Genomic DNA, 15,973 nt, shown 5'->3' with positions numbered 1-15,973 from the left:
GCAGGAGTCGAGAAGAAATGAGTTCGAGCGCCAGCGGCACCACGCCCCATTACTACGTGCCGCACCCGTCGCGGCATCCGGCCTTCGCGGCCTTCGGCCTGCTCTTCGTCATCTTCGGCGCGGCGCAGTGGATCAACGGCGCCGACTGGGGCAAGTGGTCGGTGCTGTTCGGCCTGCTGTGGCTGTTCTGGGTGCTGTTCCAGTGGTTCGGCGACGCCATCGGCGAGAGCGAGGCGGGCCAGTACGGCCACCGCATCGACCTGTCGTTCCGCTGGAGCATGAGCTGGTTCATCTTCTCCGAGGTGATGTTCTTCGGCGCCTTCTTCACCGCCCTGTGGTGGATGCGCTCGCACTCGGTGCCGGCTCTGGGCGGCCTGGACAATGCCCTGCTGTGGCCCGACTTCAAGGCCGTGTGGCCCAGCGTCGCGCCCGGCGTCACCGCCTCGCCGGCCGGCATCATCGAGCCGTTCCAGACCATGACGCCGTTCTGGCTGCCGACGATCAACACGGCGCTGCTGCTGTCGTCGGGCGTCACGCTCACCATCGCCCACCACGCCCTGCGCGAGAACCACCGCGGCCGCACCATCGCCTTCATGTGGATCACCGTGGCGCTTGGCGTGACGTTCCTGTTCGTGCAGGGCTACGAGTACTTCCACGCCTACAGCGAGCTCAACCTCAAGCTCAGCTCGGGCGCCTACGGCTCCACCTTCTTCATGCTCACGGGCTTCCACGGCTTCCACGTGCTGATCGGCATGCTGATGCTGCTGTTCATCACGCTGCGCCTGATGAAGGGCCACTTCACCCCCGAACGCCACTTCGGCTTCGAGGGCGCCGCCTGGTACTGGCACTTCGTGGACGTGGTGTGGCTCGGCCTCTACACACTGGTCTACTGGCTGTAAGCGCGGCCGCACCGCAGCAAGTGAAAGGGGCCGCGCAAGCGGCCCCTTGTCCTTGGGTGGTGCGCTACCGGCCGACCGGGATGCCCGTGGGGTGGATCCAGCCGAGCTTCCAGGCGACCAGCACGCAGACGAACAGCAGGATGGAGAAGCCGACCCGGAACGCCAGCGCGCGCGCCATGTTGCTGGTCTTGGGCTTGCCGTCCTGGCCGTCGCGCATCATGAAAAAGAGCGCCGAGCCCAGGCTGCCGATGATGGCCAGGAAGGCCAACGCGACGAGGTACTTCATGCCGGCCATTATCCGGCCCGCCACATGACGCGCGCCCGCTTCTGGGTCGTCACCGCCGCCACCGCCGTCGGGGTGGCGGTGACCTTTTCCCTGGGCGCCTGGCAGTTCGGCCGCGCCCACCAGAAGGAGGCCCTGGCCGGCGCCATCGCCGCCCGCCGCGACCAGGCGCCGCTGCTGCCATCCGCGCTGCTGGCGCCCGACGTCGCCGGCCAGCTGCACAGCCCGGTCCGGCTGCGCGGCACCTGGGTGGCCGAGCGCACCGTGTTCCTCGACAACCGCCAGATGGGCGCGCGGGTCGGCTTCTACGTCGCGACCCCGCTGCGCCTGACCGGCACCGACCGCGCCGTGCTGGTCCAGCGCGGCTGGGCACCTCGCAACTTCGAGCGGCGCGAGGCGCTCCCGCCGGTCGAGACGCCGGCCGGCGAGGTCGAGCTCACCGGCCGCATTGCCCCGCCCCCGGCCAAGCTATACCAGTTCGGCTCGGCCGGTAGCGGCGCCATCCGGCAAAATCTCGACCTCGTGCCCTTTGCCGCCGAGACGGGCCTGCGCCTGCTGCCGGTCACGGTGCTCGAGACCGGGCCGGCCTCGCAGGGGCTGCTGCGCGACTGGCCCGAAACCGGTGGCCGCGGCCCCGACACCAATTACGGCTACGCCGCCCAGTGGTGGGCCCTCAGTGCCCTCATCGCCATCCTCTATGCCTGGTTCCAGTTCATCGCCCCCCGCCGCCGCGCCCCGCAGGCTTGACGAGCCGCTGGACCTCACCATCCACGCACTGCCCGGCCCGCGCGAGGTCGGGGAGGCGCAGCGCACGGTGCGCGGGCGCCTCAAGATGCTGTTCGTGATGCTGATCTGCGCGGCGCCGGTGGTGGCTTCCTATTTCACCTACTACGTCGTGCGGCCCGAAGGCCGGCGCAGCTTCGGCGAACTGATCGAGCCGCAGCGCGCGATGCCCGCGCTCACCGCCACCACGCTGGACGGCCGCCGGGTGCGGCTGGACAGCCTGAAGAACCAGTGGCTGCTGGTCAGCGTCGCGGGCGGGGCCTGTGCGGCGCCGTGCGAGCAGAACCTGTACCTGCAGCGCCAGCTGCGCGAGGCCCTGGGCAAGGACAAGGACCGGCTCGACTGGGTCTGGCTGGTCGAGGACGAGCAGCCGGTGCGGGCCGACCTGCGCCCGGCGGTCGCGGCCGCCACCGTTCTGCGCGTGCCGCGCGAGCAGCTCGCGCAGTGGCTGCAGCCGGCGCCCGGTCGCGCGCTGGCCGACCACCTGTATGTCATCGACCCGATGGGCCACTGGATGATGCGCATGCCGGCCGGGCTGAACCGCGAGGGCGCACCCAACGCCAAGCGCGACCTCGAACGGCTGATGCGCGCGTCGGCCAGCTGGGACCAGCCAGGGCGCCCGCAATGAACGGGCTGGTCGACCTGGCGCCGCTCACGCGGCTGATGCTCATGGGCGCGATCGTCGCGCTCGGGCCGATCGCCTGGCTGTGGCTGCGCAGCCGCAACGCCAGTGCGGCCCAGCGGCTGTCGCGCTTGACGCTGCTCACGCTGTTCCTCACCTTCGACCTGGTGCTGTTCGGCGCCTTCACCCGGCTCACCGATTCCGGGCTGGGCTGTCCCGACTGGCCGGGCTGTTACGCCAACGCCACGCCCGCCGGCGCGCACGAGCAGATCAGCGCCGCGCAGGCGACCATGCCCACCGGCCCGGTGACGCACACCAAGGCCTGGATCGAGATGGTCCACCGCTACCTGGCCACCGGCGTGGGCGTGCTGATCCTGACGCTGGCGGCCGGCACCTGGGCGCTGCGCCGGCGCGCCGCGCTGCCGGTCGATCCCTGGTGGCCCACCGCCACGCTGGCCTGGGTCTGCCTGCAGGGCGCGTTCGGGGCGCTCACCGTGACCATGAAGCTGTTCCCGGCCATCGTCACGCTGCACCTGCTCGGTGGCATGGTGCTGCTGGCCCTGCTGTGCCGGCAGGCCGTGGCCTACCGCCAGGCCGAGACCGGCGCCCGGCCCGCCGCCCTGTCCGGTGGCCGCTTCGCGCTGCTGGCCGCGACCGTGGCCGCGCTCTGGATCCAGGTCGCTCTCGGCGGCTGGGTCAGCACCAACTACGCCGTGCTGGCCTGCTCCCAGTTCCCCTCTTGCCAGGGCAGCTGGTGGCCGCCGATGGACTTCCGCCAGGCCTTCGAGCTGTGGCGCCCGCTCGGCCTCACCGGCGCCGGCGAGCATGTCTCGTTCGCAGCGCTGACGGCCATCCACTACGTGCACCGGCTGGCCGCCTACGTCGTCCTCGGCCTGCTGCTCGCGCTGGCCTGGCGCCTGCGCGATGCACTTCCGCGCCAGGCCCGGCTGCTCGGCCTGCTGGCCCTGTGGCAGCTGGCCAGCGGCCTGTCCAACGTCGTCCTCGGCTGGCCGCTGGCGGCGGCGCTGGCCCACACCGGCGGGGCGGCGGCCCTGGTGGTGGTGCTCACCTGGGCGCTGTGCGAGAGCCGGCCCGCCGGCGCCCGTGCGGCCGGCCGCTCCGCGGCCCTGGCGCGCGGCGAGGGAGTGCCCTCATGAGCCGCTTCGCCCAGTTCTACGCGCTGACCAAGCCGCGCGTCATCCAGCTCATCGTCTTCTGCGCGGTGATCGGCATGGTGCTGGCCGTGCCGGGCGCGCCGTCGGCCGACGACCTGCGCACCGCCGCCTTCGCCGCGTTCGGCATCTGGCTGGTGGCGGGCGCCGCCGCGGCGTTCAACTGCCTGATCGAGAAAGGCATCGACGCCAAGATGCGGCGCACCGCCTGGCGCCCCACGGCCAGGGGCGAGCTGTCGGACACGCAGACGCTGGTGTTCTCGATCGTGCTGTGCGCGCTGGGCTCGGCGCTGCTTTACGCCACCGTCAATCCGCTGACCATGTGGCTCACGTTCGCCACCTTCGTCGGCTACGCCATCATCTACACCGTGGTGCTCAAGCCGCGCACGCCGCAGAACATCGTGATCGGCGGCGCCTCGGGCGCCATGCCGCCGGTGCTGGGCTGGGCGGCCATGCGCGGCGATGTCGGCCCCGAGGCGCTGGTGCTCTTCCTCATCATCTTCCTGTGGACGCCGCCGCATTTCTGGGCGCTTGCGCTGTACCGGGTCGAGGACTACCGCAAGTCCGGGCTGCCGATGCTGCCGGTGACGCACGGCAGCGAGTTCACCCGGCTGCAGATCCTGCTGTACACGCTGGTGCTGGGGGCGGCCTGCCTGCTGCCGTTCGCCATCGGCATGAGCTCCTGGCTGTACCTTGTCACGGCGCTGGTGCTGAGCGCCGGCTTTACCTGGTACGGCCTGCGCCTGTGGCGGAACTATTCCGATACGCTTGCGCGCAAGACCTTCCGTTTTTCACTCATCCACCTCAGCGTGCTGTTCGCCGCGCTGCTGCTGGACCATTACCTGCTGTGAGGTGCACCATGGACCGCCGCCATGCCCTGGGACTGATCGCCGCCGCCGCCGCCCTGGCCGCCTGCGGGGAGAAGAAGCCGCAGTTCGCCGCCGTCGACCTCACCGGGGCCGACTACGCGAAGGATTTCTCGCTGCCCGACACCAACGGCCAGACGCGCAGCCTGAAGGACTTCCGCGGCAAGGCGGTGGTCGTGTTCTTCGGCTACACGCAGTGCCCCGACGCCTGCCCGACCACGCTGGCCGAGATCGCCCAGGCCAAGAAGCTGCTGGGCGCGGATGGCGACAAGGTGCAGGGCGTGCTCATCACGGTCGATCCCGAGCGCGACACGCCGGAGCTGCTCAAGGCCTACACCGCCAACTTCAGTCCCGACTTCATCGCGCTGCGCGGCACGCCCGAGCAGACGGCCGCCGTCGCCAAGGACTTCAAGGTCTACTACAAGAAGGTCGAGGGCAAGACGCCCGGCACCTACACCATGGACCACTCGGCGTCGAGTTTCGTGTTCGATCCGCAGGGCCGGCTGCGCCTGTACACCCGCTACGGCAGCGGCGCCCAGACGCTGGCCGACGACCTCAAGCAGCTGCTCGCCACCTCCGCCTGAGGTGGTGCAGCACCTGCTGGCGCGCCGGGGCGCGGCGCGCATCGCGCTGATCCCGCCGCCGGTGCTGGAGGCCCTGAACGACGGCCTGGTGCCCACGGTCAACCTGAACGAGTTCCTGGCGCTCGACCTCGCCCGGCTGGCCCGCAGCGTCGCCCGCGCCATCGGGCTGGACCCCGGGGCCGAACGGCTGGACGACACCCTGGCCATGCTGCCGGCGTTCAAGCCGGTCAAGCGCCACCTGCATGTCGCGCGGGCGTTCTACGACCTGACGCTGCCCCGCAGCGACCGCGACGCGGTGGCGCACCGCCTGGCCACCCACGCCAGCGACATCGCCCGCAGCTGGGCGGCCCAGTGGGTCGCCTTCTCCGGCCTGGGCCTGGACGGGCAGCTGCAGGCGGTGCGCCGCTTTGCCGCCGACCCGCACTTCGGCGTGCGCGAGATGGCCTGGTCGGCGGTGCGGCCGGCGGTGGCCACCGATGTCGACGCGGCCATCGCGCTGCTGGCCGGCTGGGTGCGTGACGACGACGCCAACCTCCGCCGCTTCGCCAGCGAACTCACCCGGCCGCACGGCGTCTGGTGCGCGCCGCTGCAGGCACTGAAAGCCGAACCCTGGCGCGGCCTGCCGTTGCTGGAGCCCCTGAAGTCCGACCCCAGCCTCTACGTGCGCAACTCGGTGGCCAACTGGCTGAATGACGCCAGCCGGACGCACCCCGAGTGGGTCGTCGAAACCTGTGCACGATGGACACGGGGATCCAAGACCCCCGAGACCGCCTACATCACCCGCCGCGCCCAACGCACCCTGAACAAATAACGACCGCAGGTCGATCCGTGCGCGCGCAATAGCATGCAGCGCGCACACACCTTGAAGGTGGATCCGGCTTCGCCGGTCCACCTTCAACCGATCAGAGCACTTCGAAAACGCGCAGCGTTTTCGAAGCGAATCACTCGGCCTTGATGCCCCGCATCTGGATCACGCCACCCAGCAGCGCGGTGTCGGCCTTGATGCGGTTGGCCAGGCCTTCGCTGGACGTGCCGGCCACCTGCCAGCCCTGCTGGAACAGCTTCTGGCGCACGTCGGGCATGCGCGCGATCTCGGCGATCAGCGACGACAGCTTGGCCACGATGGGCTTGGGCATGGAGGCCGGCGCGGCGGCCGCGGTCCAGATCTCGAGCTGCAGGCCGCGGGTGACGCCACCTTCGTCCAGGCTCGGGTACTCGGGCACCAGCGGGCTGCGGCCGGGGGAGGTGACGCCGATGGCGCGCAGTTTGCCGGCGCGGATCTGCGGCGCCGCCAGCCCGGGCGGCAGCAGCGCCAGATGCACCTGGCCGGCGATCATGGCGTTGATCACCTGCGGGTTGCCCGGATAGGGCACGTGCACCGGATCGATGTTGGTGCGCGTCTTGATCAGCTCCATGCCGATGTGGCCGACGGTGCCCACGCCCGGCGTGCCGTAGCTCCACTTGTTGCCGGCGTTGCGGGCGGCGACGAAGAATTCCTGCGCGTTGTGGCCGGGGGCGTTGGCCGGCGCCGTGAGCAGCAGCGGCGCGGTGCCGATCAGGCTCACCGGCGCCAGGTCCTTCAGCGGGTCGAACGGCGTGGCCGGGTTGAGCAGCTTCGCGATCGTCATGTTGCCGTTGATCATCACGCCGATGGTGTGGTCGTCGGTCGCGCGGACCACCGCATCGGCGGCGATGTTGCCGCCGGCGCCGGGCCGGTTGTCGACCACCACCGGCTGGCCCAGGGCCTTGGACAGCGGCTCGGCGATGGTGCGGGCGACCAGGTCCGGCGTCGAGCCGCCGGGGAAGCCGACGAGGATGCGCAGGGGCCGCGTGGGCCAGTTGGCGGCCGTGGCCGAGGCCGGTGCCGGTTTGCGGCTCTGCGCCAGCACGGGCGCCGAGGCGGCGGCAAGCGCCAGCGCCAGGGCGGCGCGGCGGTGGATGGGTTGGTCCATGTCCAAGATCCTGATGGGTGCAAGGGCTCCGGGGACGGAGCGGGGCCGTGATGCTAACGCGAGCGTGCTGGCAATCAGCTGGCGACCCCCCGCATCAGAAGTTGAGTGCCCGGATCTGCTTGCGCGAGTCGTTCCGGATGCCGCCCAGTGCGCCCTGCACCCATTGCAGCGTGGCCTCGGCATCGGGCGCCTGGTCGGGCAGCAGGGTGATGACCACCAGCAGGCGCAGCGTGACATCGGCGGGCAGGGCCTGCACCGGGCGCAGGCCGCTGGCCACCAGCTGCTGCGCCCGCGCGGTGGCCAGGTCGGGTGTCGTCGGGCCCTCGACCAGCAGCGCGAATTCGCGCTCGCCGATGCGCGCCGCCAGGTCGATGTCGGTTGCGGCCCGGCGCAGGTGCGAGGCGGTGACCACCAGGGCCCGGTCGAGCGTGTCGCGGCCGTGCTCGCCCAGCAGGGCCTCGGCATTGGCCACACGCACCAGCAGCAGTGCGCAGGGGCGCTTCTGGTTGCGGGCCCGGGCCATGGCCGCGTCCAGCCGCTGCACCAGGCTGCGCCGGTTGGCCAGGCCGGTGAGGGCGTCGGTGTGCGGCAGCGCGGTGGCGCGCTGCTGCGCCTCGCGGCGCCGGCTGGCGCGCAGGTTCAGGGCATAGAACAGGATCGGCATCTCCAGCGCGGCGCCGATCGCCAGCCCGTAGCGCGTGACGATGGAGTTGGGAATGACGTTCAGGCCGCGCAGGATGGGGAACACCGCCATCACCAGCACCGGCAGGAAGCCCAGCGCGATGACGCGGATGTCGGGGTCGTCGCCCTTGCGCCAGACCAGTCCGACCAGCACCGCCACCAGCCCCAGCGCCGCGCTGGTGAGCAGCAGGCGGGCGCCGAAGGTGGCCCGCGACGGCACCAGCGTGTCCAGAACCTGCGCGGCCAGCAGCAGGCCGATGAGGGCCAGCACCGCCAGGTTCAGTCGGCGCGAGAAGCGGGCCGGCTCGGTGACCACCTGCACGAACCACAGGGCCGCCGCCGCCGACAGGCCGGGCAGCAGGAAGGTGCTTTGGGCGTTCCAGTCGAGCCAGCGGTCCCACAGGTGCTGCGCGCCGACGCCCAGGTAGGCGGCCTGGCCCAGCGTGAACAGGATGAGGTAGAGCGCGTAGGCGGCGAAGTTGCGGTCGCCCCACAGCAGCGCATTGGCGACCGACACCAGCGCCAGCAGCATGGCGACGCCGAAATAGGCCCCGAACAGGAACTGCTCGCGCTCGCGCATGGCCAGCAGCTGCGGCTGGCTGTGCAGCAGCAGCGGGGCAGCGAAGTCCACCCGGTCGTGCTCGATCCGCGCCCAGTAGGTGGTGGGGCCGCCCTGGCGCGCCAGCTCGAAGGTCGGGACCCGGCCCGGGACCGGCCATTCGGACACCGGGCGGCTGTCGCCGGCTTCCTCCACCACCCAGCGCCCGCCCGGGCCGCGGTGGAACAGCTGCACCCGGTCGATGCCGGACGAGTCGACCACGAAGTACCAGCGCTCGCTGTCGCGCAGCTCGACGGTGAAGCGGACCCACAAGGCCGCCTGGTCGAGGCGATCCTGCTGCCCCGGCTGGCGCACCTGCCAGGGCAGCGCCGGCCCGGCGGCGTCGATCTCGTCGATGGTGCGGCCGCGACCCGCCTCGATCCAGGACTCGGCCGCGCCGCCCAGCGAGACGGCCGCGGCACCGGGCGTCAGGACGATGGGCGCCGGCTGGTCCTGCGCCAGGGCACCGCCGACCAGCAGCCAGCCGAGCAGGACGAGGAGGCGGAGGACGGACCGGCCAGGCACGGGCGGATTGTCACACCTGGACCGTAGCGGGCGGAGGGCAAAAAAAAGCCCGGCGCTGCCGGGCTTCTCGGCCGACGGCAGGAGCCGTCAGGCGAAGGCGGCGAGCGCCTTGCGCATCTTCTTCATCGCCGCGACCTCGATCTGGCGGATGCGCTCGGCCGACACGCCGTACTCGGCCGCCAGTTCGTGCAGCGTCATGCCGCCGGAGCCGTCGTCGTTCACCTTCAGCCAGCGCTCCTCGACGATGCGGCGGCTGCGCGGGTCGAGCTCTTCGAGGGCGGCGGCGATGCCGTCGCTGGCCATCACGTCGCGCTGCTGCGACTCCATGACGGCCGTGGGCTCGTGGCTGGCGTCGGCCAGGTAGGCGATGGGGCCGAAGGCATCCTCGCCGTCGTCACCGGGCGAGGGATCGAGCAGGACGTCGCCGCCCGACATGCGGGTTTCCATCTCGACGACTTCCTCGCGCTTGACGTTGAGTTCACGCGCCATGACGTCGATCTGGGCGTCGGTCAGCGTGTCGCGGTGGGTCTCGGCGTCGGCATCGTCCTTGAAGCCCTGCTTCATCGAGCGCAGGTTGAAGAACAGCTTGCGCTGGGCCTTGGTCGTGGCGACCTTGACCATCCGCCAGTTCTTCAGGATGTACTCGTGGATCTCGGCCTTGATCCAGTGCAGGGCGTAGCTCACCAGCCGCACGCCCTGGTCGGGGTCGAAGCGCTTGACGGCCTTCATCAGGCCGATGTTTCCTTCCTGGATCAGGTCGCCGTGGGGCAGGCCGTAGCCGAGGTACTTGCGCGAGACCGACACCACCAGCCGCAGGTGCGACAGCACCAGCTTCCCGGCAGCGTCCAGGTCGTCATGGGCCCTGAACTTGCGGGCGAATTCCTGCTCTTCGTCGACCGTGAGCATGGGCAGGCGGTTCACGGCCGAGATATAGGCGTCCAGATTGCCCAGCGATGGCACCACAGCCCAGGGGCTGGCCACGGCCAGGGCACCTGCGGGGGCTGTCATCGAAGCGGTCATACCGGGTGCTCCTTTCATAGTTGAGAGGCATGTTAGCACTCGATGAGTGAGAGTGCTAAAGGCCGGATCAATGCCCGCGATAGCGAAATGCGGGTTAACCCGAACCAGCCGTCATGGACCCTGGAACGGCCCCGGAAGTTCCGGGGACCTCAGCCGTCACCAGCGCAGGCCGAGCTTGCGAAACAGCAGGCTGAGCACGAACAGTGGCCCCACCCACAGGTACTGCAGGTCCTCGAAGAACGAGGGCTTGCGGCCCTCGAGCTTGTGGCCGACGAACTGGGCGATCCAGGCCGCCACGAAGATGCCGGCCGACAGGGGCAGCACCCGCTCGCCCATCGCATGGACCAGCGCCAGGGCCAGCAGGGACACCAGCGCCATGCTGGCCAGGAACACGCCCGACAGGCGGGCGTAATAGACCAGGCTGGCCGCCACGAAGGCATAGGCCACCCAGGGATGGAGGGCGGCCATCAGGCCGAGCAGGCTCAGCAGGATGAGCGGGATGGCCACGCAGTGGATGGCCTCGTTGCGCGGGTCCCGGTGGCTCTCGCCGTAGTGGGCGAGCAGGGCGTCCACGCGGCGCGGCGCGGCGACGCGCCGGCGGCAGGGTCGGTGGCGGACTGCATGGTGTCTCCCGGTCGTTGTTGGAACAATGGCGCCAGGAGAAGTTTGCACCATGGCACCCGGCAACGACACCCGTGTCCTCAGCCTCACGACCACGGTCGGGAACCGCGACGACGCGCGGCGGCTGGCCCGGGCGCTGCTCGACTGCCGGCTCGCCGCCTGCGTCCAGATCGACGCCGAGGTGGAGTCGCACTACCGCTGGGAGGGCGCCCTGTGCGCCGAAACCGAGCTGCGGCTGACGGTGAAGTCGCTGCCGGACCGCCTGGAGGCACTGCAAGCCTGGTTCGCCAGCGAGCATCCGTACCAGCTGCCGCAACTGCTGTGGCAACTCGACGAGGCCAGTGCGGCCTATGCCGACTGGGTACGCCAGGAAGTCAGCGCCCGCTAGCGCACCACCAGCCGCGGGCCGGCAGCGTCCGCCGCCTGGACCTCGCCGACGACGGCGGCGCCGTCGAAGCCATGGCGGCGGAACAGTGCCAGCACGGACTCCACGGCGGCCGGGGCGCAGGACACCAGCAGGCCGCCGCTGGTCTGCGGGTCGGTCAGCAGCGCCTGCGAGGTGGTGGCGAACCCGGCCGGCAACTGCACGTCGGCGCCATAGCCGGCCCAGTTGCGGCCCGACGCGCCGGTGACATGGCCGGCGGCGGCGAGCTCCGCCACCCCGGGCAGCAGCGGCACCTGGGCCCAGTCGATCACCGCGGTCAGCCCGGCGCCGCGCGCCAGTTCCAGCGCGTGGCCGGCCAGCCCGAAGCCGGTCACGTCGGTGAGCGCGTGCACGCCGTCCAGCGCCGCCAGCTCCGGGCCGGGCGTGTTCAGCCGGGTGGTGGTGGCGATCATCCGGGCGTAGCCGGCGGCGTCCAGCGTCTCCTTCTTCAGCGCCGCCGACAGTACCCCCACGCCGAGCGGCTTGCCCAGCACCAGCCGGTCGCCCGCGCGGGCGTCGGCGTTGCGCTTGACGCGATCCGGGTGCACCAGGCCGAGCGCGACCAGCCCGTAGATCGGCTCGACCGAATCGATGGTGTGGCCGCCCGCGATCGGGATGCCGGCGGCGCGGCAGACCGACGCCCCGCCTTCCAGGATGCGGCCGATGGTGGCGGTGGACAGCACGTTGATCGGCATGCCCACCAGCGCCAGCGCCAGGATGGGGCGGCCGCCCATGGCGTAGACGTCGGAGATCGCGTTGGTGGCGGCGATGCGGCCGAAGTCGAACGGGTCGTCGACGATCGGCATGAAGAAGTCGGTGGTGGCGATCAGCGCCTGCTCGTCGTTGAGCTTGTAGACCGCCGCGTCGTCGGCGGTCTCGATGCCCACCAGCAGCTCGGGCGGCACCGGGAAACCGGTCGTGCCCTTGAGGATGTCGGCCAGCACGCCGGGCGCGATCTTGCAGCCGCAGCCGCCGCCGTGCGACAGGGAGGTCAGGCGCGGCTCGGCGGCCGAGGCGACGGTGGGATGGTGGGGGGCGTTCATGGGGCGTCCAGCAGGTCCTGCACGAGTTGCAGCAGCGCGCGCCGTTCGGCTTCGGGATCGAACAGCCGGGCGCGGCGTCCGCATTGTGCGCGCAGGGTGGCCAGCAGGGTGCCGTCGGGGGCTTTGTCCAGTTCGCCGTGGCAGCGCAGCAGCAGCCGGCCCAGGGCTTCGGTGTCGCCGTGCGGGAAGTAGCCGGCGTAGTCATCGCCCAGCATGCCGACATTGCCAGGCACGTGCGAGGCCAGCACCGGAGTGCCGCTGCACACCGCTTCCATCACGACATGGGCCCCGCCTTCCAGCGCGCTCGGATGCAGCAGCAGGTGGGCACGCTGGATCACCCGGCGGGCCCGGTCATGGGGCAGGGGACCGAGCCAGCGGTAGCCGGCGTTCACCGCTTCGGTGGCGCGGGCCTGGGCCGCCCAGCCGGGATCGGCGTCGCCGACATGGTCGATCCGGACCCCGGCCACGCCGGCCAGCTGCCGCGCCAGTGCGAATACCGTGTCGGGGCTCTTCACCTCGCGCAGGTGGCCGACGACCGCGACCCGCAGGTGCCGGTGGGTCTTGGGCAGCGGCTGCCGCGTCGGCGCCGACTGGTAGATCACGCGCGCCTTGTGGCGCACCGCCGCCGGCAGTGCGGCCGGCGCCTGGTCCTGCAGCACGACCAGCCGGCCGGCCAGCGCCAGCGAGCGCTGCGCGGCCGCATCGTGCGGCAGGTCGGCCTGGTAAAGATCGGTGCCGGTCAGCACCACCGCCAGCCGCGCGCCACCGTGGGCGTCGGCCCAGGCGGCCACGGCGTCGGCCGAGCGGCGGGCATGCAGGGCCAGCATCACCTGGTCCCGCGCCGCAGCGCCGTCCGGCCAGCGGTCGGTGATGCGCACCCGGTGGTCCGTCGCCAGGTGCTGGTGCCAGCGGCGCGCCGTCTGCCAGTTCCCATTGTTGGCCTGGGCGAGCGCCGGGCTTACGATGACCACCGATGAGCGATGCATCCGTCGGTTATAGCGCGGCCACCCGATTGCGGACGGGCACGCGCGATGACGTGCGCGCGGCCCTGGTCGCGCAGCGCGCGCGCACCCTGGCGCTGGCCCAGCGCTACGTCGACGCGCTGGGGCCCGACCTCGCCGTTCCCTACGACCCCGGCCTGAACCCGCCGCGCTGGGAGCTCGGCCACGTCGCCTGGTTCCAGGACTGGTGGATCGCGCGCAACCGGCAGCGCCCGCTGGGCGTGCGCTGCGACCCGCTGCACCCGCGCCCGCCCGCGACGCTGGCCGGCGCCGACGACTGGTTCGATTCCAGCCGCATCGCCCATCGCCCGCGCTGGTCGCTGCCGCTGCCGCCGCTGGGCGGGCTGCGGCAGTGGATGGACGAGACCTTCGCGGCCACCCTGGGCCTGCTGGACGCGCTGCCGCCGGACGCGGGCGACGACGACCTGTACTTCTTCCGCCTCGTGTGCCTGCACGAGGCCATGCACGCCGAGGCGGCCTGCTACATGGCGCGCAGGCTGGGTTTCGCGGTCCCGCTGCCGCCGCGGCCGGTCGGCCCGCCGTCGGCCCTGCAGGTGCCGGCACAGGCGTTCGACCTCGGCTGGCAGGGCGCCGGCTTCGCCTTCGACAACGAGCTGCAGCCGAGGACGGTCGCGCTGGCCGCGTTCGAGATCGATGCCGTGCCCGTCACCTGGGCGCGCTACGCCGCCTTCGTCGACGCCGGCGGCTACCAGCAGCGCGACTGGTGGACCGCCGACGGCTGGCAGTGGCGCCAGCGCGAGCGGCAGCACCCGCCCCGGTTGCCGCGCGGCCACGACGCCGCCGTGCACCTGAGCTGCCACGAGGCCGAGGCCTGGTGCCGCTGGGCCGGACGCCGGCTGCCGTCCGAGGCCGAGTGGGAATGCGCCGCGCTCACGGCGCCGGGCTTCGCGTGGGGCCAGGCCTGGGAATGGACCGCCTCCACCTTCCAGGGCTGGCCGGGGTTCGTGGCCCATCCCTACCGCGACTACTCGCAGCCCTGGTTCGGGCGCCCGCGCGTGCTGCGCGGCGCCTGCGCCGCCACCTCGGAGGTGTTGGCGCACCCGCGCTACCGCAACTTCTTCGATCCGTGGCGCAGCGACATCTTTGCGGGCTTTCGCAGCTGCGCACTTCCCGCTCCGGCGGTTGCGGTGTAATCGCCCGCTGCACTTCGCAGCGAGGATTTCCATGCCGGGCCCCACACCGCTCACCCGCCGCGCGCTGATCGCGCTCACGGCCGCCGCCGCTTTCTCCGCCGCCCAGGCCCAGGGCCAGCGGGTGTTCCGCATCACCGCCATCCCGGACGAGTCGCCGACCGAGCTGGCCCGCAAGGCGGCGCCGCTGGTCAAGTACCTGGAGCAGCGGCTGGGCGTCAAGGCCGAGTACACGCCGGTGACCGACTACGCCGCCGCCGTCGAGGCGCTGGCCAACCAGCAGGTCGACCTGGCCTGGTTCGGCGGCTTCACCTTCGTGCAGGCGCAGCAGCGCTCGGGCGGCAAGGTGGTGCCGCTGGTGCAGCGCGAGGAAGACGAGAAGTTCCGCTCGGTGTTCGTCACCACCGAGGCCGGGATCAAGTCGCTGGCCGACCTGAAGGGCCGCACCCTCAGCTTCGGCTCGCAATCCAGCACCTCCGGGCACCTGATGCCGCGCAGCTTCCTGCTCGGCGCGGGCGTCGACCCGGACCGCGACCTGAAGCGGGTGGCCTATTCCGGCGCCCACGATGCCACCGTCGCCGCCGTCGCCTCCGGCAAGGTCGACGCCGGCGCGCTCAACATCTCGGTGTGGGACAAGCTGGTGGCCGACAAGAAGGTCGATCCGGCCAAGGTGCGCGTGTTCTTCACGACGCCCGCGTACTACGACTACAACTGGACGGTGCACGCGGACATGCCGGCGCCGCAGCGCGAGCGCCTGGCCAAGGCCTTCCTCGACCTGAACAACGCCACGCCCGAAGGCCGCGAGATCCTCGAGCTGCAACGCGCCACCCGCTTCGTGCCGACGCGTGCCGAGAACTACAAGGGCATCGAGGCCGCGGCGCGCAATGCCGGCCTGCTGAAGTGACCCAGGGTTCGCCGGCGTGCAGGTGACGCTTCGCGCCGCGCAGGTGCGGCATCTCTCCGCCGCGCGCGGCGCCGCTCCCACGCTGGCCTCGCTCACCCTGGCGCTGGCGCCGGGCGAGCAGGTGGCGGTGATCGGCCCCTCGGGTGCCGGCAAGACGACGCTGCTGCATGCGATGGCCTGTGCGCTGCGGCCGTCGGCCGGCCGGGTGGAGCTCGATGGCCAGGACCCCTGGTCGCTGGGTGCCGCCGCCCTGCGCCGTTTGCGCGGACGCCTGTTCCTGGCGCCCCAGGTGCCGCCGCTGCCGCCTCGCCAGCGCGTGGTGACGGCGGTGCTGGCCGGCCGGCTGCCGCACACCGGCCTGCTGGCCAGCCTGCGCAGCCTGGTCTATCCGGTCGGCATCGCGCAGGCCCAGGCCGCGCTGGCGCGCTTCGACCTCGCCGACAAGCTGTTCGAGCGGGTCGACCGCCTGTCCGGCGGGGAGCGGCAGCGCGTCGGGCTGGCGCGTGCGCTGGTCGCCGAGGCCGGTCTGCTGCTGGTCGACGAGCCGTTGTCGGCGCTGGACCCGGCGCGCGCCGGGCTGGCCTTGCAGTCGCTGTCCCAGGCCGCGCGCGACCGCAATGCCACGCTGGTCTGCACCATGCACGACGTGCCGATGGCGCTGCGCCATTTCCCCCGTGTCCTCGCACTGCGCGACGGCGCGCTGTGCTTCGACCTGCCGGCGGCCGCCGTCACGCCCGAGCGGCTGATGGCGCTGTACGACCAGCACCTCGACGAGCTGAAAGGGCCGGTGCCCGAGCCGGGCATGCTGCCGGCGCCGCCGCGAACGGCGCCCTACTGCCGCTGA

The 15,973-nt window shown here is 71.8% G+C and carries 18 protein-coding genes; 11 read left to right on the top strand and 7 right to left on the bottom strand.

Annotation, left to right across the window (positions count from 1 at the left end; genetic code table 11):
* Positions 1-17 precede the first annotated feature (17 nt).
* A complete protein-coding gene (locus tag GON04_RS11420) occupies positions 18-899 on the top strand; it encodes a cytochrome c oxidase subunit 3 (RefSeq protein WP_157397987.1) in 882 nt (293 codons plus the stop codon).
* Between the two features lie 64 nt (positions 900-963).
* On the opposite strand, the gene GON04_RS11415 is transcribed toward GON04_RS11420, so the two are convergent.
* Positions 964-1,185 (bottom strand): twin transmembrane helix small protein, encoded by a 222-nt coding sequence (locus GON04_RS11415; protein ID WP_157397986.1) that lies wholly within the window; start codon positions 1,183-1,185, stop codon positions 964-966.
* A 24-nt stretch (positions 1,186-1,209) separates the two neighbouring features.
* Between GON04_RS11415 and GON04_RS11410 the strand changes: the two genes are divergently transcribed.
* Genes GON04_RS11410 through GON04_RS11385 form a run of 6 tightly spaced genes read left to right on the top strand, consistent with a single transcriptional unit; the run spans position 1,210 to position 6,020 of the window.
* Complete coding sequence (locus GON04_RS11410) at positions 1,210-1,929, top strand: SURF1 family protein (protein ID WP_157397985.1); 720 nt, start codon at positions 1,210-1,212, stop codon at positions 1,927-1,929.
* Positions 1,880-2,593, top strand: a complete 714-nt coding sequence (locus tag GON04_RS11405; protein ID WP_157397984.1) for a hypothetical protein — start codon at positions 1,880-1,882, stop codon at positions 2,591-2,593. Before GON04_RS11410 ends, GON04_RS11405 begins: the two co-directional genes overlap by 50 nt.
* Positions 2,590-3,744, top strand: coding sequence for a COX15/CtaA family protein (locus tag GON04_RS11400; RefSeq protein WP_157397983.1), 1,155 nt, complete (start codon positions 2,590-2,592; stop codon positions 3,742-3,744). The genes GON04_RS11405 and GON04_RS11400 overlap by 4 nt, the downstream gene beginning before the upstream one ends.
* Positions 3,741-4,610: a heme o synthase gene (cyoE, locus tag GON04_RS11395; protein ID WP_157397982.1), complete on the top strand. Its 870-nt coding sequence runs from the start codon at positions 3,741-3,743 to the stop codon at positions 4,608-4,610. The genes GON04_RS11400 and cyoE overlap by 4 nt, the downstream gene beginning before the upstream one ends.
* Before the next feature lie 8 nt (positions 4,611-4,618).
* Positions 4,619-5,209 carry an SCO family protein gene (locus tag GON04_RS11390; protein WP_157397981.1) on the top strand — a complete coding sequence of 197 codons (591 nt, stop codon included), beginning with the start codon at positions 4,619-4,621 and terminating at the stop codon, positions 5,207-5,209.
* A gap of 4 nt (positions 5,210-5,213) precedes the next feature.
* Positions 5,214-6,020 carry a DNA alkylation repair protein gene (locus GON04_RS11385; protein WP_338050937.1) on the top strand — a complete coding sequence of 269 codons (807 nt, stop codon included), beginning with the start codon at positions 5,214-5,216 and terminating at the stop codon, positions 6,018-6,020.
* A 130-nt stretch (positions 6,021-6,150) separates the two neighbouring features.
* Here GON04_RS11385 and GON04_RS11380 read toward each other — a convergent pair whose 3' ends face one another.
* The 4 genes from GON04_RS11380 to GON04_RS11365 form a co-directional block, all read right to left on the bottom strand.
* Entirely contained in the window at positions 6,151-7,161 is a 1,011-nt protein-coding gene (locus GON04_RS11380) for a Bug family tripartite tricarboxylate transporter substrate binding protein (protein ID WP_157397980.1), read from the bottom strand.
* Positions 7,162-7,255: 94 nt separating this feature from the next.
* Positions 7,256-8,965: a 7TM diverse intracellular signaling domain-containing protein gene (locus GON04_RS11375; protein ID WP_157397979.1), complete on the bottom strand. Its 1,710-nt coding sequence runs from the start codon at positions 8,963-8,965 to the stop codon at positions 7,256-7,258.
* A gap of 87 nt (positions 8,966-9,052) precedes the next feature.
* Positions 9,053-9,973 carry an RNA polymerase sigma factor RpoH gene (gene rpoH, locus GON04_RS11370; protein WP_181653997.1) on the bottom strand — a complete coding sequence of 307 codons (921 nt, stop codon included), beginning with the start codon at positions 9,971-9,973 and terminating at the stop codon, positions 9,053-9,055.
* Between the two features lie 168 nt (positions 9,974-10,141).
* Entirely contained in the window at positions 10,142-10,558 is a 417-nt protein-coding gene (locus tag GON04_RS11365; RefSeq protein WP_338050936.1) for an Mpo1 family 2-hydroxy fatty acid dioxygenase, read from the bottom strand.
* 100 nt (positions 10,559-10,658) lie between these two features.
* Here GON04_RS11365 and cutA point away from each other — a divergent pair, with 100 nt between their 5' ends.
* Positions 10,659-10,994, top strand: coding sequence for a divalent-cation tolerance protein CutA (cutA, locus tag GON04_RS11360; RefSeq protein WP_157397976.1), 336 nt, complete (start codon positions 10,659-10,661; stop codon positions 10,992-10,994).
* Here the strand turns inward: cutA and selD are convergent.
* A complete protein-coding gene (gene selD / locus GON04_RS11355) occupies positions 10,991-12,073 on the bottom strand; it encodes a selenide, water dikinase SelD (RefSeq protein WP_157397975.1) in 1,083 nt (360 codons plus the stop codon). The two genes, cutA and selD, sit on opposite strands and share 4 nt — an antisense overlap.
* Positions 12,070-13,059: a selenoneine biosynthesis selenosugar synthase SenB gene (gene senB, locus GON04_RS11350; protein WP_157397974.1), complete on the bottom strand. Its 990-nt coding sequence runs from the start codon at positions 13,057-13,059 to the stop codon at positions 12,070-12,072. Before senB ends, selD begins: the two co-directional genes overlap by 4 nt.
* Between senB and senA the strand changes: the two genes are divergently transcribed.
* From senA to GON04_RS11335, 3 genes are read left to right on the top strand one after another with little or no spacing between them, the layout of a single operon-like run.
* Positions 13,047-14,228: a selenoneine synthase SenA gene (senA, locus tag GON04_RS11345; protein ID WP_157397973.1), complete on the top strand. Its 1,182-nt coding sequence runs from the start codon at positions 13,047-13,049 to the stop codon at positions 14,226-14,228. The two genes, senB and senA, sit on opposite strands and share 13 nt — an antisense overlap.
* A gap of 31 nt (positions 14,229-14,259) precedes the next feature.
* Positions 14,260-15,129: a putative selenate ABC transporter substrate-binding protein gene (locus tag GON04_RS11340; protein ID WP_157397972.1), complete on the top strand. Its 870-nt coding sequence runs from the start codon at positions 14,260-14,262 to the stop codon at positions 15,127-15,129.
* Positions 15,130-15,145: 16 nt separating this feature from the next.
* Positions 15,146-15,973, top strand: a complete 828-nt coding sequence (locus GON04_RS11335) for an ATP-binding cassette domain-containing protein (RefSeq protein WP_181653996.1) — start codon at positions 15,146-15,148, stop codon at positions 15,971-15,973.

The sequence above is a fragment of the Ramlibacter pinisoli genome, from assembly GCF_009758015.1.
In the GTDB taxonomy this organism is placed as follows: Bacteria; Pseudomonadota; Gammaproteobacteria; order Burkholderiales; family Burkholderiaceae_C; genus Ramlibacter; species Ramlibacter pinisoli.
This window is presented reverse-complemented; position numbering and strand designations above follow the sequence as displayed.